The organism is Leifsonia sp. NPDC077715, from assembly GCF_040686855.1.
Classification (GTDB): domain Bacteria; phylum Actinomycetota; class Actinomycetes; order Actinomycetales; family Microbacteriaceae; genus Leifsonia.
Window position 1 is genome coordinate 709,020 of sequence record NZ_JBFBOG010000001.1, and the last position, 20,584, is coordinate 729,603.

Below are 20,584 nucleotides of genomic sequence, written 5' to 3' on the forward strand. Positions count from 1 at the left end.
CCGCCGGTCAGTACCCCTGCTGCGCGTACGCGGCGGCGGCCTGGTTCTGCGCGTCGGCGACCTGCTGCTCGTAGTCGGCCTGCGCTTCGGCGTTGCGCGCCTTCAGCTTGCGGCCACGGGCGGCGAGCCACGCACCGGTCCAGATGGAGATCTCGCGGGCGATGACGCCGGCGAGCACCGCGAACGGGTTCACCCAGGCGCTGCGGAGGAGGACGTTGAACTCGCTCGGAGTGCGGAGCCAGTACTGCGCATCCACCAGGTTGGCGCCGATGTAGACCAGGTAGACGAACACGGCGACGAACAGGCCGCCGAGGATGTAGGCCCACCACCGAACGCGGTTCAGGATCTGGATGAGGACGACCATCCCGATGAAGAACGCGAGCACGGGAGCCCAGCCGCGGAGGCCGAACGCCGGACCGCCGGTGAAGAACTGGAGCAGCGCGGGCCCGAACTCGTCGCTCGGCGTGAGCAGCGAGCCGACGATGAGCACGGCGGCGGCCCAGAGCACAGCGAAGGCGACGGTGCCGACGAGGGCGATGAGGATGCCGACGCCACGGTTGCTCTTTTTCTTCGGCGCCTCGGGGCGCGCGAGGTAGATTGGGGCGACCGGCTGCGGGGCGGCGGCCGTCGTGGCGGCAGCCGCGCCTGCTGCGGCTCCGGCGGCGGGGGCGACGGCGGTGGTCGCCTCACCTGCCGGAGCGGTCGGGTAGGCGGTGGTCGGCGCGTCGGTGTTCTCGCGGAGGTTGGCGGCCTCGGCGGCGGCGATGACCGGGGTGGCGGACTCGGCCGGGGATGCGGTGTCGACCGTGGCGTCGCCTGCGGCGGTGGCGCCGGCGGCTCCGGGCTGTGCGCTGTTGCGCGCGACGGCGGCGGCGACGTCGTCATCGGACGCGACGACGGGCTCGGGCTCGGCGATGGCGGCGCGCTGCTGCGGCTCCGGCGTGGCCGGAACGGCGGCCGCGTCCTCCTCAGCGGGACGGTTGAGGTGTCCGCGAGCGGAGACCGGGTTCGACGGCGGCTCGACCACCTGGGCGCCGGTGTCGGTGCTCGGCTCCGCGGCGGCCGACTCGGCCGGGGCGGTCGCGGGCGCGACCTGGTCGGCGTCCGGCGCAGGCTCGTAGGTCGCGCGCTTGGGCGCGTCCGGCGTGTCGCTCATCCTGGCTCCTCCATCGGCCCGGCGGGCCCGTTGCGCCCCACTGTAGCAACGGGGCCCGCCGTGTCCAGGGAGGCGGGGCGGGGCGGGGTTACTTGGACGCCGGTGCAGCCGCCTTCGCCAGCACGTACACGTAGCCGCTGATCGAGTACGTCTCGGTGGGCGCTGCCGGAGCGGCGGTGGCGGAAGCTCCGGCGGCCGGCTTGGCGCCGCCGTCGACGCCGCCGTCGAGCCCGCTGACCAGGAACAGCCTCGACCCGGTCTGCAGACGGTGAACGAAGGCGATCGTGTGGGCCAGCGGGCCGCCGACCCCGATCTTCACCGGGATCGCGAGGAAGTTCGCTGCCGAGATGGACGGATCGGTGTGGACCGCCGGCGCCTGGGCCCCGGCCGGCGACGCGGCAGCTCCCGGGGCCGGCGTCGGCGTCGGGGTCGGAGTGGCCGAGGGAGACGGTGTCGCCGTGGCGGAGGGCTGTGGCGCGGGGGCGGACGCTCCCTGCGGGGCGTAGGCGGTGGCATCGGCCGGCGTCACATCCTGGACGACCAGGCCTTCCGCTGCCGCCGCGGCGTCGACGGCGTCGATGAACGACGCCATGTTCTGCTCGGAGGGCACGGACAGGCGCAACGTCTCGAGCTCACCCGTCAGCTCGCCGATCTTCTTGTTCTGCGACTCCAGCGCATCCAGGGCGGCCTGGTTCACCTGGTTGGTCGCGAAGGCCGCCTGGCGTGCCGCGTCGGCGGCGGCGGCCGCCTGCAGCGACGGCTGGACGCCGAGGAAGAACCCCCCGACGAGGATGGCGACGGTGCCCGCCCCGATCAGGATCATGAGCAGCTTGTTCTTGTCCATCACTTGCTCCCCGACTTCGGCAGGTACTTGCCGTCCCACGCGCTGACTCCGTAGCGGATCGTGGCGATGGCTTTATAGGAACCTTCGGACTGGAGCGTCACAGCACCGGCGTCCGTCTCGACGACATCCGGCAGCGAGCCGATCGTGTCGAGCCATTGGCTGACCACGGGCAGGCTCGGCGCGGTGATCGTCACCGTCGCGGAGGCGACGCGCGGGGTGGCCCCTGGCACGGTCGACTGCTGGTACAGGGTGACCGGGGTGGCGGAGTCGATCGTCACGTTCGTGATCGCCGCCCCGGGCGGAAGGGCGCCGATGAGGTCGGTGCCACGCGTGTTCCAATCGATCTCGGTCGCCCCGCCGACCGCCTGGGCGGCCTTCACCAGCGCGAGCTCGGACTGTGTGGCCCGCAGGGAGTTGTACTTCCCCTGCGCCTGCAGGATCTGCGTGCCGCGTGCTTGCTCAAGCCCGAGCGAGAATCCCGCGGAGAAAGCCAGCGCATTCGCGCCGATCACGGCGACGGCGACGACCGCGACCGCGCCGATCAGCCCGACGATCATCCGGCGGACGATCTGCTCGTGCTTGCGCGCCGTGCGTATCTCGGCGGGGAGGAGGTCGACGCGGGGTTCCGCTCCGATCCGGATGTCGACGGCGGTCGGCTTCGGGGTCGGCTGCGCCTTCGCCTTCTTGGTTCGTGCAGCCGCCGATCCGCGCGAGGCGCGCGCCCCGGTTGTCGCCGCCGCCGCTGCCTCGGTCGCCGCGCTCATGCTGCACTTCCCATCGCCAGGCCCAGGGCCACCGTGATCTCACGCTCGTGCAGTCGCAGCTGCTCGGCGGTCAGGTTGCGGGAGACACCGATCGTCGAGAACGGTTCGCCCTCGCTGACCGGAAGGCGCGTGTACTCGGCCAATGCCGCTCCGAAGCCCGGCAGCTGCGCCGCGCCGCCCGCCAGGACGATCCGCTCCACCGGCGAGTCCGCGCGCGTGTTCGAGAAGTACGCGATCGTGTTCCGCAGGCTGCCGAGCAGTTCGTTGACGACCTCGTGGATCACCGTCAGCTGCGCATGGTGCTCGGCGTCGTTCGCGGTCGTTCCCAGACCCACTGTCCGCTTCACGTTCTCGGCCTGATGAGCGGTGATCTCGAGCCGGGTGCTGAGCGCGGCCGTCAGGTCGTCCCCACCGGTCGGGATGAGGCGGACGAACTCCGGCACTCCGTTCTTGGCCACGACGACGGTGGTCGTGCTCGCGCCGACGTCGATGAGTGCCACCGTCCCGGCCACCCGCGGGCGCGTGACGAGGGCGCGCTGCAGGGCGAAGGGGATCAGGTCGACTTCGACCGGCGTGAGACCGGCCAGTTGGACGGCCTTCACATTGGCGAGGATCGCATCCTTCACGGCTGCGATCAGAAGCCCGTTGACGGTCGGCCCGTGCTCACCCATCCCCTCCCCGGTGGGGTAGAAGTCGAGGATCGTCTCGGAGACCGGCAACGGCAGCATCTCCTGCACGAGGAACGGCAGCGACTCGCGGATGCGCGGGAGCGGGGCGCGCGGGACGGTGAGGTCACGTGCGAACACGCGTTGGTTTCCCATCCCGAGGACGACGCGCTTGCTCTTGAAGCCGGACTCGGCCCACAGCTTCTTGAGGAGCCCGGCGACCGTGGCGGCCTCGATGACCTCGCCGCGGCGGACGGCGCCGAGGGGCACGTCCACACGTCCGAAGCGGACGAGGGTGGGCTTCGGCTTCTCGGCGTCGATGAGCTCGACCGCGCGGATGCTCGCGCTGCCGATGTCTATCCCGACCACAGTGTTCGCCATGTCAGTCCTTCTTTCCGGGCGCGGTCATGCGAGCCCCACCAGCGCGAGATAGCCGTTCCAGATCGCAGGGCCTGCGACCAATCCGATCCACGCGCCCGCGAGCATCGACGGGCCGAACGGGATGCCCCCGCCGAAGCGCGCGCGACGAGCAGCGAGCAGCGCCACAGCGACGAGGCCGCCGATCACGAAGCCGCCGAAGATGCCCACGATGACGGCGCTCCAGCCCACCCAGCCGAGGTACAGGCCGAGGAGCCCGGCGAGCTTGACGTCGCCCAGCCCCATGGCCCCGGGCTTCACCAGCGCGAGGACGAGGTAGAAGAGGGATGCGCCCGCTCCGGCCGCGAAGGCGCGGAGCAGGGTCCACCCGTCGCCCGTGAGCACCGCCGCGACGATCAGGAGCCCGCCGCCCACGACGTATGCCGGAAGCACGATCCGGTCGGGCAGGCGGTGGGTATCGAGGTCGATCAGCGCGAGAGCCACGGAGATCGCCGCGAGGAAGAGGTAGGCGGCGGTCTGGAGCACCGACGCGGCGATGTGCGGCGCGGAGCCGACGGCCGCAGCGCTGACGAGAGCGGGAAGGCGCCAGACCGCGACGGCGGCGAAGGCGAGAGCGGTGAACAGCTCGACGGCCGGATACCGGACCGAGATCGGGGCCGCACAGTCTCGGCAGCGCCCGCGCAGCACCAGCCAGGAGACGACGGGGATGTTGTCGAAACCGCGGATGCGTGAGCCGCAGGACGGGCACGAGCTGGGCGGCGCGACGATCGAGCGGCCGGCGGGCACGCGGTAGACGACGACGTTGAGGAACGACCCGATGAGGGATCCGAACACTCCGGCGAGGACGGCGATCATGGCCTCACCCCTGGTAGTTCCGGTTCGAGACCACGCTGCGCGTCGTCGTGGTGGTCGTGCTGCCGGAGCTCGATCCGGTGGAGAGGTCCACTCCGGGGAGCCCGACGGCGACGAAACCGATCTGCGCACCACCGGAGATATCCGCGGTGCCGGCGAACACCTGGCCGTTGAACTTCACGCCCGTGCTGACGGTCACGTTGCACGGCGAGTACATCATGACGGAGGCCTTGATAGTCCCCGCCGCGTTCTGGAATACGGGTGCTCCGGAGACGGAGAAGCTGTTGCCGGAACCGCACGTCGGCGTCCCGTTCGCGACCGTGTCCGGGTTGATGAACCAGACGCGTGCCGGCGCGCTCGGGACGATGCCGCCGCTGTTGCCGATGGTGATCGTCTTCGCGAAAAAGGCGACATCGTTCGAGATGGCGAGCTGGTCGCTACCCGTCAGGGTGACCCCGTTGCTGCAGTTGCGTGCATCGATCAGCCCCTTGGCTCCGGCCAGCGTGGTGATGGCACTGCGGAGCGTCGCGATGGTGCAGTTTCCGGATGGCAGCACCACCTGCGTGAAGCCGGTCCACGCGCTGGGGACGTAACTGTAGTCCACCCAGTTCGGCACCGTCGGCGCCGCCGGCTGCGCATAGGGAGAGGCACCCGGTGCGCTCGGGGCAGTGGGAGTGTACGACCCGAGGGTGGTCGGCCGATTGGTGTACTGGACGACCTTTCCGGTGGCATTTCCGATCACCTTGACGCCCCAGTCGAGCGTGATGGTGCCGTAGTTCCAGATATTGCCGCCGATGTACCCGCCCGAGTTGAAGGTGGTGGTCGTCGACGTCAGGTTGCCGTAGATGTAGCTCGAGCCGCCGGAGAGGGAGGTCGTGGAGGCGGACCATGCACTCCCGCGGATCGCGCCGCTCGGGATGGAGATGGAGTTGGCGACCGCATTGCCGCCGACCTGGACACCACCGTTGACCGACAGCGCCCCACTGGCCCACACGTTGCCGGTGACGCTGCAGGAGCCGGACATCGTCAGATTGCCGTTCTGGACGACGAGGTCGGAGGCGCCGCTCGATGCTCCGTCGCAGTTCACGTTGCCGGTGTCGATCATCACCTTGGGGCTGGAGCCATCGACCGAGAGCAAGGTCCCCGAGCCGCCGAAGTTGCTGGACGAATAGGCGTACACGGCCGGACCGGTCGCCGCGATCTGCGTGGGCTGCGTCGACGGCCCCAGGACCGTCTCCAGCGTCTTCTGGTCGTTGCCCTTCTGCCCGGCAGTGCCGCCGTTCGCGGCCGTACCGTTGGACAGGATGCGCACGTTCGTGTTTCCGGCCGCGGGGCAGCCCTGCACCCAGCCCGATCCGCCGGGCACGTAGACCACGGCGCGATAGACCGGCGTCTGCCCGGCCGCGCTCTGGTACACCGCTCCGACAGCGGAGCAGGTGCCCGTTTCGAGGCCCACGGTCGCTGCCGCGATCCCGGCCTCCGCCGCGCCCTGAGCCTGCACGCCGGCACGAGTCGCTGTGCTGAACCCGATGGCGTACACCACCGAACTGCTCATGAGGGCGATGAGGAGGAGGGAGACCGCCATCAGCGCGACGACTCCACCGAGCGCGAAGCCCTTCTCGGCGTCGCCCGCGATCACGGCACGCAGGCGTGCCCTCAGCCGAATCAGTAGCATGTGCCGCTCGCTCCTACTCCGGTCTGCTGGAGGATGGTCGTCTGCATCGTCACGGATTGGCCGGAGGACACGGTCGCGATGAAACCGACCTGCAGGTTCTGGCCGACGGCCTGGAAGATCGGGGTCGTGCCCACGGGGGTGATTCCGCCGGCGAGCCGCGTCCACGACGCGAGCTGCGTCGTCGTCGGAAGGAGGATCTTCGTCCCGTCCGGCGTCGAGCTCATGCGGATCGTCTTCGTCGACGCCTGGTAGTACCAGGCACGGCATCCCCAGGTGAGGGTCGCAGCGGTCCCGGCGGTCCGGGCGACGAGCATGATGTCGGATCCGCTCGTCTGGACGGTGAACTCGGAGGCGTTCTCGATCCCCTGGGTCAGGCTTCGCATCGCCTGTTGCGCCCCGGTGGAGGCGGAGGAACGACTGGAGATGGTGTTCTGCGACTTCGCCGCGGAAGCGAAGAGGCCGACCGCGACCCCGATGAGGAGCACCGAGAGCGCCATGGCGACGGTGAGCTCGACGAGCGTCAGGCCGGCATCCTGCGACGGACGTCGCGTCGGGATGGCGTTCATGATGCACTCCGTACGATCACCAAAGTCGAACCGGTGGCGACGGCCTGCAGGCTGTTGCTGCTCATGACCGTCACGCTGACCTTGACGGTACCGGGGTAGGTCGCCGGGCAGGGGCCGACCGTGCGTGTTGTGGAGAACGTGACTCCGCGGTCGTCTGTGAGCGTTCCGACGACGGCCGCGCCGTACGACTGGAGTGCCGCGCAGGTGGTGCCGATCGTCCGCGCGTCGACGAGGTTCCGGTTCACGAACTGGGTGGCCGTCGCGACGCTCACGTTGCGGACGGAAGCTTTGAGGATGCCGATCAGGGACGGCAGAAGGGCGAGCGACAGGATCGCGAGAAGCAGCATGGCGATGAGGATCTCGATGAGGGTGAAGCCCTCGTCCTCGGATCGCTCCAGTCTGCGGATCATCGGTCGCTCCCAGGTGTTCATTCGGGTGGGGGGAGGCAAATTCGGCGTTCGGGGCGCCGGGGTGGTGCTGCGAAACGCAGCTGAGGGCGGGAGGACCGGGCGAGTCCGGTCCTCCCGCCGACGGGATCAGCAGGCGTTGTCCTTGACCCCACCCGACTGGTCGATGTGGAAGGTCTTCTGGGTGTCGGGGCTGGTCGCTGCGATGCAGAACGTGGTCCAGTTGCCGGTCACGGACGGGGCCTGGCCCGCGCCGTAGGTGACGCTGTTGGTGACACCGAGGTCAGACCACTTGGTGGTTCCACTGACGACGGCCGTCGGGTCCAGCACGCCGGTCGGCGCGGTGGTGACGGTGGTGCCGAACTGGGTGTAGGCGGCGACGTACGCGGTCTTGGCGTTGGTGAGGTCGGACTTGACCGAGCTCTCCTTCGCGCCGTTCTGGACGCCGATGTAGATCGGGATCGCGATCGCGGCGAGGATGCCGATGATGATCACGACGACGAGGAGCTCGATGAGGGTGAAGCCCTTCTCGGACTGCTCGGTGAGGTTGTTGCGGCGAGCGTTCAGCTTGCCCATGAGGCGGAAGTACATTGCTTGTCCATTCGGTCGGGCGGTCGGTGCGGGTGTGAGGGAGGATCGGTTTCGGTCCATCCGATGGCCGATGCTATGGGGCTGCGAAATTGGAGCAGAATCCCGCGATTGGGGGGTTTTCCAGGGGTTTTCCGCCCCAATGCGGGGGCCGTGGCCCTTAGTGGATGAGGGATGTGATCTGAAAAATGGGCAGGTAGAGGCACACGATCATGCCGCCCACCACCACGCCGAGGAAGGCGATCAGCAGCGGCTCGATCAGTGACGTCAGGGCCTCGGTGGTGGCCTCCACGTCGTCGTCGTAGAAGGTCGCCACCTTCTCGAGCATGATCTCCATCGAGCCGGCGTCCTCCCCGACCGCGATCATCTGGGAGACCATCTGCGGGAAGAACGGTTCGGCGATGAGAGGCTTGGCGATCGACTCGCCGCGACGGACGGACTCCGCCACCCGTGTCAGCGCGTCCTCGAGCACCCAGTTGCCGGAGGTCTCGCCCACGATCCTGAGGGCCTGCAGGATCGGCACGCCGGCGCCGATCATGCTCGAGAAGTTCCGGGCGAACCGCGCGATGGCGATCTTCTTGAACAGCGGGCCGAAGACCGGCAGCCGCAGCTTGAGCCGGTCGACCTGTTTTCGGACCTCGCTCTTGTTCTTGTTGTTTCGCCACCACAGCCAGAAGGCGATGATGGCGACCAGGAGGATGGGGCCTACCCAGACCATCGACTCCGAGACGGTGACGAGGATCTGCGTAGGCAGCGGCAGCTGGCCGCCGAGGCCTTCGAACATCTTCTTGAAGATCGGCACGATGAAGACCAGCATCACGATGACGGCGACGAGCGACATCACCAGCACGACGACCGGGTAGGTCATCGCGGACTTGATCGTGGAGCGGAGCTTGACCTCCTTCTCGAAGTTGGTCGCGACCGAGTCGAGCGCGTGATCGAGGAAGCCGCCGGCCTCACCCGCCCGGATCATGTTGATCATCAGGGGCGGGAAGTCCTCGGCATGCGCCGCCATCGCGGTGGACAGCGCGGTGCCCTCCTCGACGTCCTCGCGCACCTTCGCCATGATCTCCGGGAGCCGCTTGCCCTCGGCCTGGTCGGCGAGGATCGTCAGCGTCCGCAGGATCGAGATGCCCGAGCCGATCATGGTCGCCATCTGCCGGCTCAGGATGGCGAGCTCCTTGAGCTTCACACGGTGCTGGAAGCCGGGGATGGTGATCTCGCGCTGCAGGCCTGTCCCCGCGGACGCCTCGTTGATGGCGACTGGGGAGAGGCCCATGGCCTGCATCCGGGACACCACCGCGCCTTCGCTGGCCGCGTCCAGCTTGCCGCGGACGAGCTTCCCCGCGGCGTTCCGCCCGGTGTACGCGTAGGCCGCTGAGCCGGCCATCAGCGCACCGTCCCGGAGTAGGAGTCGCCGAAGTCGACCTCCGACGCCGCGAGAGCCCGGGCGGAGGCCTCACCGGGTGACTCGACCCGCTGCACGAGCCGGCTGAAACCGGACGGGTCGTGCGCCTTCTCGAGTCCGACGCGGTGCGTGATGACGCCGCGGTTCACAAGGTCGGCCAGCTGCTGGTCCATCGTGTGCATACCCAGGTCGCGGCCGGCCTGCATCATGGAGGCGACCTGGTACGTCTTCCCCTCGCGTATGAGGTTGGCGATGGCGGGCGTCATCTTGAGGACTTCGGTCGCCACGGCGCGGCCCTTCCCGTTCGCACGCTTCACCAGGGTCTGACAGACCACGCCCTGGAGCGTCGCGGCGAGCTGGGCTCGCACCTGGTCCTGCTGGTGGGGCGGGAAGACGTCGATGACACGGTCGATGGTCTGGGGCGCATCCTGCGTGTGCAGGGTGGCGAAGACGAGGTGGCCGGTCTCGGCCGCGGTCAGCGCGACGGAGATCGTCTCCAGGTCGCGGAGCTCGCCGATGAGGATGACGTCGGGGTCCTGACGCAGGACATGCTTGAGGGCGTTCGCGAAACTGTGCGTGTCGTGGCCGACCTCGCGCTGGTTGACGATCGAGCGCTTGTGCGTGTGCATGAACTCGATCGGGTCCTCGACCGTGACGATGTGGTCGCTCCGGTTCGCGTTCACGAGGTCGATGAGCGCGGCGAGGGTCGTCGACTTGCCCGAGCCCGTCGGACCGGTGACGAGGACCAGACCGCGCGGCAGGCCGGCGAACTCGCCGACGGCCGCGGGGATGCCGAGATCGGCGAGCTGCTTGATCTCGGTCGGGATGAGACGGAACGCCGCACCATAGGCGCCGCGCTGCTGGTACAGGTTGACGCGGAAGCGCGCGTTGGCCGAGATCGTGAAGGCGAAGTCGAGTTCGAGCTCCCGGCGGAACACGTCCGCCTGCCGGTCCGTGAGGAGGCTGAACAGAGCCTTCTCGACGCGCGGGCGATCCCACGGCGCTCCAGTTCCGACCGGACGCAGGCCGCCGTCCACGCGGATCATCGGTGGAGCGCCGACCGTGACGTGGAGGTCTGAGCCGCGCTGCTCGACGATCTGACGAAGAGCCTCGACGAGCTCCGGGTCGGCCTTGGCGAGCGCTTCGCGTTCCGCGTCGGTCAGCGTGGCGACCGGAGCGACGTCCGGCTCCCGCGCGGGCTCGGGTTCGGGCTGCGCGACCGGCTGAGCGACGGATTGCTGGATGGGCTGCGGAACCGGCTGAGCGACAGGCTGCGGAACCGGCTGAGCGACAGGCTGCGGGAATGGCTGAGCGAACGGCTGACCGGCAGGCGGCAGGTCCTCCACCGCGCGAAGGCGGGCAGCGGCGCGCGTCAGAGGCTGCGGCACCTCCTGGGGCGCCTCGTGCGCAGCCGGTGCCGCCGGCGGAGCCGGGAATGCGACCGGCGGTGTCGTGGGCGCCGCGACCGGAGCCGGGAACCACTCGTCCGGCCGCATCCGTTCGGGGGTGACGGGGATCTCGTAGATCGGCTTGCCCTCGGGCGGTTCCCACGTGCTCATCGGTCGACTCCATTCGTCTGTCGGCTCAGTGCTGCGTCGTTCATGCTCATGCGACCACCCGGAGGATCTCCTCGATCGAGGTCAGTCCGAGCTTGACCTTCTCCCAGCCGTCCTCGCGGAGGGTCAGCATGCCCTGCGCCCGCGCCGTCCGCTCGATCTCGGCACTCGAGGCACGGCTGACCGCCAGCCGCTCGATCTCCTCGGTCACCGTCATGACCTCGTGGAGGGCGAGACGCCCCCGGAAGCCGGTGTTCGAGCAGAAGGTGCAGCCGATCGGCTGGAAGACGGTCGGGAGGGCGCTCTCCCCGTCCCCGGTGACCCGCAGGCGACGCACGTCCTCGTCGCTCAGCTCCTTCGGCGCCTTGCAGCGCTCGCAGAGGCGGCGCGCGAGCCGCTGAGCGACCACGCAGTCCAGGGCGGAGCCGACGAGGAACGGCTCGATGTCCATCTCCACCAGGCGCGTGACGGCGCTCGGGGCGTCGTTGGTGTGCAGCGTCGAGAGGACGAGGTGTCCGGTGAGGGCCGCCTCGATGGCGATCTGCGCCGTCTCGTGGTCGCGGATCTCACCGAGCAGGACCACGTCCGGGTCGCTCCGCAGGATGCTGCGCAGCGCGCTCGCGAAGGTCAGCCCGGCCTTGGGGTTCACCTGGACCTGATTGATCCCCGCCATGCGGTACTCCACCGGGTCCTCGACCGTGATCACGTTGATCTCGGGGCGCGACACGGCGTTCAGCGTCGTGTACAGCGTCGTCGACTTGCCGGACCCCGTCGGACCGGTGACGAGAATCATCCCGTAGGGCTTCGTGTAGGCGGCCTCGAAGGCGCGGGCATTGCGATCGAGCAGGTTGAGATCGCGCAAGGACATGCTCGTGTTCGAGTTGTCCAGGATTCGCATGACGACCTTCTCGCCCCACACCGTCGGCAGGGTGGCGACGCGGAGGTCGATCTGCCGACCGCCGTGCGCGACGGACATGCGGCCGTCCTGCGGCTTGCGTCGTTCGGCGATGTCGATGTCGCTCATGATCTTCAGGCGGCTGGTCACGCCGTTCTGGATGCTCTTCGGCGCGCTCTGCATCTCGTGGAGGACGCCGTCGATGCGGTACCGCACCCGGAGCTCGTTCTCCCCCGGCTCGATGTGGATGTCGGAAGCGTGGTCCTGGATGGCCTGGCTCACCAGCAGGTTGACGAAGCGCACGATGGGCGCGTCGTCCTCGCTCGCCTCGGCGATGGCGATGGTCGCCTGCTGTTCGGCGTTGCTCTCCTCCTCCAGCGTGTTGGAGAGGTCGCTGAGCTCGTCGTCCGCTCGCAGGTAGCGGTCGATCGCGCCGAGCAGGTCGCCGGCCTCGGCGACCACGCTCTGGACGGCGAGGCGAGCGGAAGCCCGGACGTCGTCGATGGCGAAGACGTCGCCCGGATTCTGCATGGCCAGGACGAGGACGTCCCCCTCGAAGCCGATGGGGAGGACGCTGTGTCGCCGGCAGATCGCGGCGGGGACGGCGGCGACCGCCGTGCGGTCGACGGGGTAGTCGGCCAGCTCGACGAACGGGAGGCCCGCCTGCGCCGCGCGGGCGCGCGCGAGTTGCGCGGACGAGATGGCGCCACGGTCGATGAGTTCGCGCACGACGGCCTCGTCCGCCGTGGGCTCGGTCGCCACGCGGTCGAGGTATTCGATCGGCAGGTGGCCGTGGAGGATGAGGATTTCGGTCATGGACGCCACGGGGACCTCCTACGGAAGAGCGGCTGCCGACGGAGTCGGGTGAACGGCAGACCCTGCGGCAGGGGCGAGATCCCTTGCCGGTCGGGCGTAGTCACACTAATCAGCGTGCTGATCAGGACAACAGTCCCGCGACCGGGTGCCCCGCGACCGGGGGGCGCGCCTCAGCGCAGCTTGCCGCGGCGGCTCGCGAGGTACACGAGCACGCCGGCGAGCACCGCGCATCCCATGGTCGTCAGCCAGTACGGGAGGGTCGCGGCGGCGTGGCCGGAGACGGCCTGCGCGACGCCGACGACGAAGCTGACCACGGCGACGACCAGCAGCACCGCCCCGAAGCCGAGCATGGCCCGGCCGGCGGTGTCGGTGTACTGGAGGAGCTGGCGCCACATGGCGTCCATTCTTCCAGACCGGATGAGCCCGGAAACGACGAAGGGCCCCCGGCGGAAGCCGGGGGCCCAGGTCGTACGGGTACCTGCTTAGTTGTAGGTGCCCGGGGTGTAGTCGTCCGAGCTGAAGCTGTCGAAGTCGACGAAGCTCAGGTCGCTCTCGTTGAACGCGGAGTCGTCGGCGAAGATGCGGTTGGGGTACCGCTCCGCCTTGGCCTCCTCCGTCGCCTCGACCGACACGTTGCGGTAGCGGGACAGGCCCGTACCGGCCGGGATGAGCTTACCGATGATGACGTTCTCCTTGAGACCGATCAGCGGGTCGGACTTGCCCTCCATGGCCGCCTGCGTCAGGACGCGGGTGGTCTCCTGGAAGGACGCGGCCGACAGCCACGACTCGGTCGCCAGCGAGGCCTTGGTGATACCCATGACCTCCTGACGGGCGGACGCCGTCTTCTTGCCCTCCTGCAGCGCAGCGCGGTTGATCTCGTTGTACCGCGAACGGTCGACGAGCTCACCCGGCAGCAAGTCGGTGTCGCCATGGTCGACGACGGTGACCTTGCGGAGCATCTGGCGGACGATGACCTCGATGTGCTTGTCGTGGATCGGCACACCCTGCGAGCGGTAGACGCCCTGCACGCCGCCCACCAGGTGCTTCTGCACCTCGCGGACACCCTTGACGCGCAGAACCTCCTTCGGGTCGACCGTGCCGACGATCAGCTGCTGGCCGAGGTCGACGTGCTGGCCGTCCTCCACCAGGAGGGTGGAGCGCTTCAGCACCGGGTAGACGTGCGGCTCGTCGCCGTTGTCCGGGGTCAGGATGACCTTGCGGGACTTGTCCGTCTCCTCGATGACGATGCGGCCGGCGGCCTCGGCGATCGGGGACGCACCCTTCGGGGTACGCGCCTCGAACAGCTCCTGGACGCGCGGCAGACCCTGGGTGATGTCGTCCGCGGAGGCCGAACCACCCGTGTGGAAGGTACGCATCGTCAGCTGGGTTCCGGGCTCACCGATCGACTGGGCGGCGATGATGCCGACCGCCTCGCCGATGTCCACCAGCTTGCCGGTCGCGAGCGAACGGCCGTAGCAGGCGGCGCAGACGCCGACCGCCGACTCACAGGTCAGCACGGAGCGGACCTTGATGTCGGTGACGCCGGCGGCGACCAGCTTGTCGATGAGCACGTCGCCCACGTCCTCGCCCGCCTTCGCGACCACGGAGCCGTCCGTGCCGACCGCGTCAGCGGCCAGCGTCCGGGCGAACACCGAGTTCTCGACGTTCGGGTCGCGGGTCAGGGTGCCGTCCGCACCGACCGTGGCGATCGGCAGGTCGAGACCCTTGGTCGTGCCGCAGTCGTCCTCGCGGATGATGACATCCTGCGAGACGTCCACCAGACGACGGGTCAGGTAGCCCGAGTCCGCCGTACGGAGAGCCGTGTCGGCCAGACCCTTACGGGCACCGTGCGTCGCGATGAAGTACTCCGCCACCGACAGACCCTCGCGGTACGAGGAGATGATCGGACGGGGGATGATCTCACCCTTCGGGTTGTTCACCAGACCGCGCATACCGGCGATGTTGCGGACCTGCAGCCAGTTACCACGGGCACCGGACGTCACCATGCGGTTGATGGTGTTGTCCGCCGGGAAGTTGGCGCGCATGGCCTCGGCGACCTCGTTGGTGGCCTCGGTCCAGATCTTGACGAGCTCCTGACGACGCTCGAGGTCGGTCGTGAGACCCTTCTCGAACTCGGAGGTGATCTTCGCCGCCTTCTTCTCGTAGCCGGCCACGATCTGCGCCTTGTTCGGCGGGGTCAGGATGTCGCTCAGCGACACCGTGACGCCCGAGCGGGTGCCCCAGTAGAAGCCGGCGTCCTTGATCAGGTCGAGCGCCGCGGCGACCTCCACCTTCGGGTACCGCTCGGCGAGGGCATTGACGATCGACGAGATCGTGCCCTTGTCGGCGACATCCTCCACGTAGGGGTAGTCGGCCGGGAGCGCCTCGTTGAAGAGGGCGCGGCCCAGCGTGGTCTCGACGATCGCGGTGATCGGCTCGGCACCCGTGTCGGCCGCGTCGGACGGCACGTAGTTGTCGAGGCGGATCTTCACCTTGGCGTTCAGGTGCAGCGTGCCCTGGTCCTTCGCGAGGATCGCCTCGGAGACCGAGGAGAACGCGCGACCCTCACCCTCAGCGCCCTCGCGGACGGTGGTGAGGTGGTGCAGACCGATGATCATGTCCTGCGAGGGCAGGGTGACCGGGCGGCCGTCGGACGGCTTCAGGATGTTGTTCGAGGCGAGCATCAGGATGCGGGCCTCGGCCTGGGCCTCCACCGACAGCGGCAGGTGCACCGCCATCTGGTCGCCGTCGAAGTCCGCGTTGAACGCGGCGCAGACGAGCGGGTGGAGCTGGATGGCCTTGCCCTCGACCAGCTGCGGCTCGAACGCCTGGATGCCCAGACGGTGCAGCGTAGGCGCACGGTTCAGCAGCACGGGGCGCTCGCGGATGATCTCCTCGAGCACGTCCCACACCTGCGGGCGCGAACGCTCCACCATCCGCTTCGCGGCCTTGATGTTCTGAGCGTGGCTCAGGTCGATCAGGCGCTTGATGACGAACGGCTTGAACAGCTCCAGCGCCATCTGCTTGGGCAGACCGCACTGGTGCAGCTTCAGCTGCGGACCCACGATGATGACCGAACGGCCCGAGTAGTCCACGCGCTTTCCGAGCAGGTTCTGGCGGAAACGACCCTGCTTTCCCTTCAGCATGTCGCTGAGGGACTTGAGGGCGCGGTTGCCGGTACCCGTCACGGGGCGGCCGCGGCGGCCGTTGTCGAACAGCGCGTCGACGGCCTCCTGCAGCATGCGCTTCTCGTTGTTCACGATGATCTCGGGAGCACCGAGGTCGAGCAGACGACGGAGACGGTTGTTGCGGTTGATCACGCGGCGGTACAGGTCGTTCAGGTCGGAGGTGGCGAAGCGGCCACCGTCGAGCTGGACCATCGGGCGCAGCTCCGGCGGGATCACCGGGACCACGTCGAGCACCATCGCGGCCGGCGAGTTGCCGGTCGCCAGGAACGACGACACCACGCGCAGGCGCTTGATCGCGCGGATCTTCTTCTGGCCCTTGCCGGTGGCGATCTGCTCGCGGAGCAGCTCGGCCTCCTGGTTCAGGTCGAAGGCCTGCAGGCGGCGCTTGATCGCCTCGGCGCCCATGTAGGCCTCGAAGTAGAGGCCGTAGCGGTCGAGGAGCTCGTTGAAGTCCGCGTCCTCCGGCTTGAGGTCGCCGACCTTGAGGGTGCGGAACGACTCCCACACGCGCTCCAGGCGGGCGATGTCCTCGTCGAAGGACTTGCGCAGCTGGCCCATCTCCTTCTCGGCGGTGTCCTTGACGCGACGCTTCTGGTCGGCCTTGGCACCCTCCTCCTCCAGAGCGGCGAGGTCGGTCTCGAGGCGCTGCAGACGCTCGGCGACGCGGGCGTCGCGCTGGTCGGACAGCGTCTTGATCTCGAGGCGCAGCTCGTTCTCGAGGCCGGGGAGGTCGGCGTGGCGACCCTCCTCGTCCACCTCGATCACCATGTAGGCGGCGAAGTAGATGACCTTCTCGAGGTCCTTCGGCGCCATGTCGAGCAGGTAGCCGAGACGGCTGGGCACACCCTTGAAGTACCAGATGTGCGTCACCGGGGCGGCGAGCTCGATGTGGCCCATGCGCTCACGACGGACGGAGGACTTGGTGACCTCCACGCCGCAGCGCTCGCAGACGATGCCCTTGAAGCGGACGCGCTTGTACTTGCCGCACGAGCACTCCCAGTCGCGGGACGGTCCGAAGATCTGCTCTCCGAACAGGCCGTCCTTCTCGGGCTTGAGCGTGCGGTAGTTGATGGTCTCGGGCTTCTTGACCTCGCCGTAGCTCCAGCGACGGATGTCGTCAGCAGTGGCCAGGCCGATACGCAGCTCGTCAAAAGTTGTTGCGTCGAGCAATGTGTTCACTCTCTCCTATTGAAGATTCGTCAGTTGGTCTGGCTGCCGCTTAGATCTCGTCGATCGACGAGGACTCGAAGCGGGAGGAGATGTTGATGCCCAGCTCCTCCGCGGCGCGGAAGGCCTCGTCGTCCGAGTCGCGCAGGCTGACCGCCTGGCCGTCGGCCGAAAGGACCTCCACGTTCAGGCAGAGGGACTGCATCTCCTTGATGAGGACCTTGAAGGACTCGGGGATGCCCGGCTCCTGGATGTTCTCACCCTTGACGATGGCCTCGTAGACCTTGACGCGGCCGAGGATGTCATCCGACTTGATAGTCAGGAGCTCCTGCAGCGCGTACGCGGCACCGTAGGCCTCGAGGGCCCACACCTCCATCTCACCGAAGCGCTGACCGCCGAACTGCGCCTTACCACCGAGCGGCTGCTGGGTGATCATCGAGTACGGGCCGGTCGAACGGGCGTGGATCTTGTCGTCGACCAGGTGGTGCAGCTTCAGGATGTACATGTAGCCGACCGAAACGGGGTCCGGGTACGGCTCGCCGGAGCGGCCGTCGAACAGCTGCGTCTTACCGGAGGAACCGATCAGGCGGTCGCCGTCGCGCGTCGGGAGGGTCGAGTCCAGCAGACCCGCGATCTCCTCCTCCTTCGCACCGTCGAACACCGGGGTCGCGACCTTCGTGTTCGGCGCGGCCGAGAAGGCGGCCTCGGGGAGCTCAGCGGCCCACTTCGGCTTGCCCTTGATCTCCCAACCGTTCTTGGCGATCCACCCGAGGTGGATCTCCAGGACCTGACCGAAGTTCATGCGGCCCGGAACACCCAGCGGGTTCAGGATCACGTCGACCGGAGTTCCGTCGGCGAGGAACGGCATGTCCTCGACCGGCAGGATCTTCGAGATGACGCCCTTGTTGCCGTGACGGCCGGCGAGCTTGTCACCCGCGGTGATCTTGCGCTTCTGAGCGATGTAGACCACCACGCGCTGGTTCACGCCGGAGCCCAGCTCGTCGTCGCCGTCCTGCGCGTCGAAGACCTTGACACCGATGATGGTGCCCTCCTCGCCGTGCGGGACCTTGAGGGAGGTGTCGCGCACCTCGCGGCTCTTCTCGTTGAAGATCGCGCGGAGCAGGCGCTCCTCGGCCGACAGCTCGGTCTCGCCCTTCGGCGTGACCTTGCCGACGAGGATGTCGCCGGGGCGCACCTCGGCGCCGATGCGGATGATGCCGCGCTCGTCGAGGTCGGCCAGGAGGTCCGGGCTGACGTTCGGGAGGTCGCGGGTGATCTCCTCCTTGCCGAGCTTGGTGTCGCGGGCGTCGACCTCGTACTCCTCGATGTGGATCGAGGAGAGGGTGTCGTCCTTCACCAGGTTCTGGCTGAGGATGATCGCATCCTCGAAGTTGTGACCCTCCCACGGCATGAACGCGACGAGCAGGTTCTTGCCGAGCGCGAGCTCGCCGTTCTCGGTCGCGGGACCGTCGGCGACGACCTCGCCCTGCTCGATGCGGTCACCCTCGTCGACGACCACGCGGTGGTTGTACGAGGTGCCCTGGTTCGAGCGGTCGAACTTGCGCAGGTAGTAGGTCTGGTACGTGCCGTCGTCCGCCATCACGGTGACCGCGTCGGCCGAGACCTCGGTGACCACACCGGACTTGTCGGCGGTGACCACGTCACCGGCGTCGATGGCCGCGTAGCCCTCCATACCGGTACCGACGACCGGGCTCTCCGAGCGGAGCAGCGGCACCGCCTGGCGCTGCATGTTCGCACCCATGAGGGCTCGGTTGGCGTCGTCGTGCTCGAGGAACGGGATCAGGGAGGTACCCACCGACACCATCTGGCGCGGGGAGACGTCCATGTAGCCGATCTCATCGGCGGGGATCAGGTCGACCTCGCCGCCCTTCTGACGGGCGAGCACGCGCTCCTCGACGAAGTGGCCGTTCGCGTCGAGCGGGGCGTTGGCCTGCGCGACGACGAAGTCGTCCTCCTCGGAAGCGGTCAGGTAGTCGATCTGGTCGGTGACCCGGCCCTCGACGACCTTGCGGTACGGCGTCTCGATGAAGCCGAAGGAGTTGATGCGCGCGAAGGACGCGAGCGAGCCGATCAGACCGATGTTCGGGCCTTCCGGCGTCTCGATCGGGCACATGCGGCCGTAGTGCGACGGGTGGACGTCACGGACCTCGACGCCGGCGCGCTCACGGCTCAGACCACCGGGGCCGAGCGCGGAGAGGCGGCGCTTGTGGGTCAGACCCGCGAGCGGGTTGTTCTGGTCCATGAACTGCGACAGCTGCGACGTTCCGAAGAACTCCTTGATCGCGGCGACGACGGGGCGCACGTTGATCAGGGTCTGCGGCGTGATCGCCTCGATGTCCTGCGTGGTCATGCGCTCGCGGACGACGCGCTCCATGCGGGAGAGACCGGTGCGGACCTGGTTCTGGATGAGCTCGCCGACGGCGCGGATACGACGGTTGCCGAAGTGGTCGATGTCGTCGATGTCGAGACGGATGTCGGTCTCGACGCCGTTGCGCAGGCCGCGGAACGTGGTGCGGCCGTCGTGCAGGGCGACCAGGTACTTGATCGTGGCGATGATGTCCTGGACGGTCAGCACCGAGTCCGTGAGCGGGGCCTCGAGGCCGAGCTTGCGGTTGATCTTGTAGCGGCCGACCTTGGCGAGGTCGTAGCGCTTCGGGTTGAAGTAGAAGTTGTCGAGGAGCGCACGCGCGGCCTCGGCGGCGACCTGCTCACCCGGACGCAGCTTGCGGTAGATGTCCTTGAGCGCCTCCTCCTTGGTGAGGATGGCGTCCTTCTCGAGGGTCAGCTCGATCGACTGGTAGCCGGCGAACTCGGAGAGGATCTCCTCGCTCGTGAGGCCCAGCGCCTTCAGGAACACGGTGACCGACTGCTTGCGCTTGCGGTCGATGCGGACACCGACCTGGTCGCGCTTGTCGATCTCGAACTCGAGCCACGCGCCGCGGCTCGGGATCACGCGCGCCGAGTAGATGTCCTTGTCGGACGTCTTGTCGGCGGTGGCCTCGAAGTACACGCCCGGCGAGCGGACGAGCTGCGACACGACGACACGCTCGGTGCCGTTGATGATGAACGTTCCGCGCTCGGTCATGAGCGGGAAGTCGCCCATGAAGACCGTCTGCGTCTTGATCTCACCGGTGAGGTGGTTCATGAACTCGGCCTCGACGTAGAGCGGGGCCGCGTAGGTCTTGCCCTTCTCCTTGCACTCGTCGATCGAGTACTTCTTCTCTTCGAGGAAGGGGTTCGTGAACGAGAGCTGCATGGTCTCGCCGAGGTCCTCGATGGGAGAGATCTCCTCGAAGATCTCCTCGAGGCCCGTGTTGGCGGGCAGATCCTGACGACCCTGTGCCTCGGCCTCGGCGACGCGAGCCTTCCACGCGTCGTTTCCGACCAGCCAGTCGAAGCTCTCCGTCTGCAGTGCGAGCAGATCGGGAACCGTGAGGGTGTCCGTGATCTTTGCGAACGAGAGACGGGATGCGGCCCGTCCGTTCTTGGGTGTCTTGTCGTTGTTGGTTGCGTTGCGCGCAGCAGCCAAGGAAATAACCTCCGTGGGCCCCGTCGGGCCAGTTACTGTCGGTGGTGGAGTTGTCTGGACGAGAACCCCCAGTCGCATCGCGTCGCCGTATCTGACCCGAAAGGACGGG

The 20,584-nt window shown here is 68.2% G+C and carries 15 protein-coding genes; all 15 read right to left on the reverse strand.

What is annotated here, in order from left to right:
* Positions 1-7: 7 nt before the first annotated feature.
* Complete coding sequence (locus tag AB0P25_RS03515) at positions 8-1,156, reverse strand: hypothetical protein (protein ID WP_363805402.1); 1,149 nt, start codon at positions 1,154-1,156, stop codon at positions 8-10.
* Between the two features lie 88 nt (positions 1,157-1,244).
* Positions 1,245-2,000: a hypothetical protein gene (locus AB0P25_RS03520; protein WP_363805403.1), complete on the reverse strand. Its 756-nt coding sequence runs from the start codon at positions 1,998-2,000 to the stop codon at positions 1,245-1,247.
* Positions 2,000-2,764 carry a hypothetical protein gene (locus AB0P25_RS03525; RefSeq protein WP_363805404.1) on the reverse strand — a complete coding sequence of 255 codons (765 nt, stop codon included), beginning with the start codon at positions 2,762-2,764 and terminating at the stop codon, positions 2,000-2,002. The genes AB0P25_RS03520 and AB0P25_RS03525 overlap by 1 nt, the downstream gene beginning before the upstream one ends.
* Positions 2,761-3,810 (reverse strand): type IV pilus assembly protein PilM, encoded by a 1,050-nt coding sequence (pilM, locus tag AB0P25_RS03530; protein ID WP_363805405.1) that lies wholly within the window; start codon positions 3,808-3,810, stop codon positions 2,761-2,763. Before pilM ends, AB0P25_RS03525 begins: the two co-directional genes overlap by 4 nt.
* A gap of 24 nt (positions 3,811-3,834) precedes the next feature.
* Positions 3,835-4,662 carry a prepilin peptidase gene (locus AB0P25_RS03535; RefSeq protein ID WP_363805406.1) on the reverse strand — a complete coding sequence of 276 codons (828 nt, stop codon included), beginning with the start codon at positions 4,660-4,662 and terminating at the stop codon, positions 3,835-3,837.
* Between the two features lie 4 nt (positions 4,663-4,666).
* Positions 4,667-6,334, reverse strand: a complete 1,668-nt coding sequence (locus AB0P25_RS03540; RefSeq protein WP_363805407.1) for a hypothetical protein — start codon at positions 6,332-6,334, stop codon at positions 4,667-4,669.
* Positions 6,325-6,900 carry a hypothetical protein gene (locus AB0P25_RS03545; protein WP_363805408.1) on the reverse strand — a complete coding sequence of 192 codons (576 nt, stop codon included), beginning with the start codon at positions 6,898-6,900 and terminating at the stop codon, positions 6,325-6,327. Before AB0P25_RS03545 ends, AB0P25_RS03540 begins: the two co-directional genes overlap by 10 nt.
* Complete coding sequence (locus tag AB0P25_RS03550) at positions 6,897-7,310, reverse strand: prepilin-type N-terminal cleavage/methylation domain-containing protein (protein WP_363805409.1); 414 nt, start codon at positions 7,308-7,310, stop codon at positions 6,897-6,899. The genes AB0P25_RS03545 and AB0P25_RS03550 overlap by 4 nt, the downstream gene beginning before the upstream one ends.
* Positions 7,311-7,436: 126 nt before the next feature.
* Complete coding sequence (locus AB0P25_RS03555) at positions 7,437-7,898, reverse strand: prepilin-type N-terminal cleavage/methylation domain-containing protein (protein WP_363805410.1); 462 nt, start codon at positions 7,896-7,898, stop codon at positions 7,437-7,439.
* Positions 7,899-8,055: 157 nt separating this feature from the next.
* On the reverse strand, positions 8,056-9,285 hold the full coding sequence (locus AB0P25_RS03560) for a type II secretion system F family protein (protein WP_363805411.1): 1,230 nt from the start codon (positions 9,283-9,285) through the stop codon (positions 8,056-8,058).
* The gene (locus AB0P25_RS03565; RefSeq protein ID WP_363805412.1) at positions 9,285-10,862 is read right to left on the reverse strand and encodes a PilT/PilU family type 4a pilus ATPase; all 1,578 of its coding nucleotides are present in this window, start codon (positions 10,860-10,862) and stop codon (positions 9,285-9,287) included. The genes AB0P25_RS03560 and AB0P25_RS03565 overlap by 1 nt, the downstream gene beginning before the upstream one ends.
* Positions 10,863-10,908: 46 nt before the next feature.
* On the reverse strand, positions 10,909-12,579 hold the full coding sequence (locus tag AB0P25_RS03570; protein WP_363805413.1) for an ATPase, T2SS/T4P/T4SS family: 1,671 nt from the start codon (positions 12,577-12,579) through the stop codon (positions 10,909-10,911).
* Between the two features lie 161 nt (positions 12,580-12,740).
* Entirely contained in the window at positions 12,741-12,965 is a 225-nt protein-coding gene (locus AB0P25_RS03575; RefSeq protein WP_363805414.1) for a hypothetical protein, read from the reverse strand.
* Between the two features lie 87 nt (positions 12,966-13,052).
* Positions 13,053-16,928, reverse strand: coding sequence for a DNA-directed RNA polymerase subunit beta' (gene rpoC / locus AB0P25_RS03580; RefSeq protein WP_363806235.1), 3,876 nt, complete (start codon positions 16,926-16,928; stop codon positions 13,053-13,055).
* A 49-nt stretch (positions 16,929-16,977) separates the two neighbouring features.
* Positions 16,978-20,475, reverse strand: a complete 3,498-nt coding sequence (rpoB, locus tag AB0P25_RS03585) for a DNA-directed RNA polymerase subunit beta (protein ID WP_363805415.1) — start codon at positions 20,473-20,475, stop codon at positions 16,978-16,980.
* Positions 20,476-20,584: the final 109 nt, after the last annotated feature.

Excerpts from the sequence above, each read along its gene's own strand:
- AB0P25_RS03545 (WP_363805408.1), bottom strand. The coding sequence starts at position 6,900 with ATGAACGCCATCCCGACGCGACGTCCGTCGCAGGATGCCGGCCTGACG.
- AB0P25_RS03525 (WP_363805404.1), bottom strand. The coding sequence starts at position 2,764 with ATGAGCGCGGCGACCGAGGCAGCGGCGGCGGCGACAACCGGGGCGCGC.
- AB0P25_RS03540 (WP_363805407.1), bottom strand. The coding sequence starts at position 6,334 with ATGCTACTGATTCGGCTGAGGGCACGCCTGCGTGCCGTGATCGCGGGC.
- AB0P25_RS03550 (WP_363805409.1), bottom strand. The coding sequence starts at position 7,310 with ATGATCCGCAGACTGGAGCGATCCGAGGACGAGGGCTTCACCCTCATC.
- AB0P25_RS03565 (WP_363805412.1), bottom strand. The coding sequence starts at position 10,862 with ATGAGCACGTGGGAACCGCCCGAGGGCAAGCCGATCTACGAGATCCCC.
- AB0P25_RS03515 (WP_363805402.1), bottom strand. The coding sequence starts at position 1,156 with ATGAGCGACACGCCGGACGCGCCCAAGCGCGCGACCTACGAGCCTGCG.
- AB0P25_RS03535 (WP_363805406.1), bottom strand. The coding sequence starts at position 4,662 with ATGATCGCCGTCCTCGCCGGAGTGTTCGGATCCCTCATCGGGTCGTTC.
- pilM (WP_363805405.1), bottom strand. The coding sequence starts at position 3,810 with ATGGCGAACACTGTGGTCGGGATAGACATCGGCAGCGCGAGCATCCGC.
- AB0P25_RS03520 (WP_363805403.1), bottom strand. The coding sequence starts at position 2,000 with ATGGACAAGAACAAGCTGCTCATGATCCTGATCGGGGCGGGCACCGTC.
- AB0P25_RS03560 (WP_363805411.1), bottom strand. The coding sequence starts at position 9,285 with ATGGCCGGCTCAGCGGCCTACGCGTACACCGGGCGGAACGCCGCGGGG.
- AB0P25_RS03555 (WP_363805410.1), bottom strand. The coding sequence starts at position 7,898 with ATGTACTTCCGCCTCATGGGCAAGCTGAACGCTCGCCGCAACAACCTC.
- AB0P25_RS03575 (WP_363805414.1), bottom strand. The coding sequence starts at position 12,965 with ATGTGGCGCCAGCTCCTCCAGTACACCGACACCGCCGGCCGGGCCATG.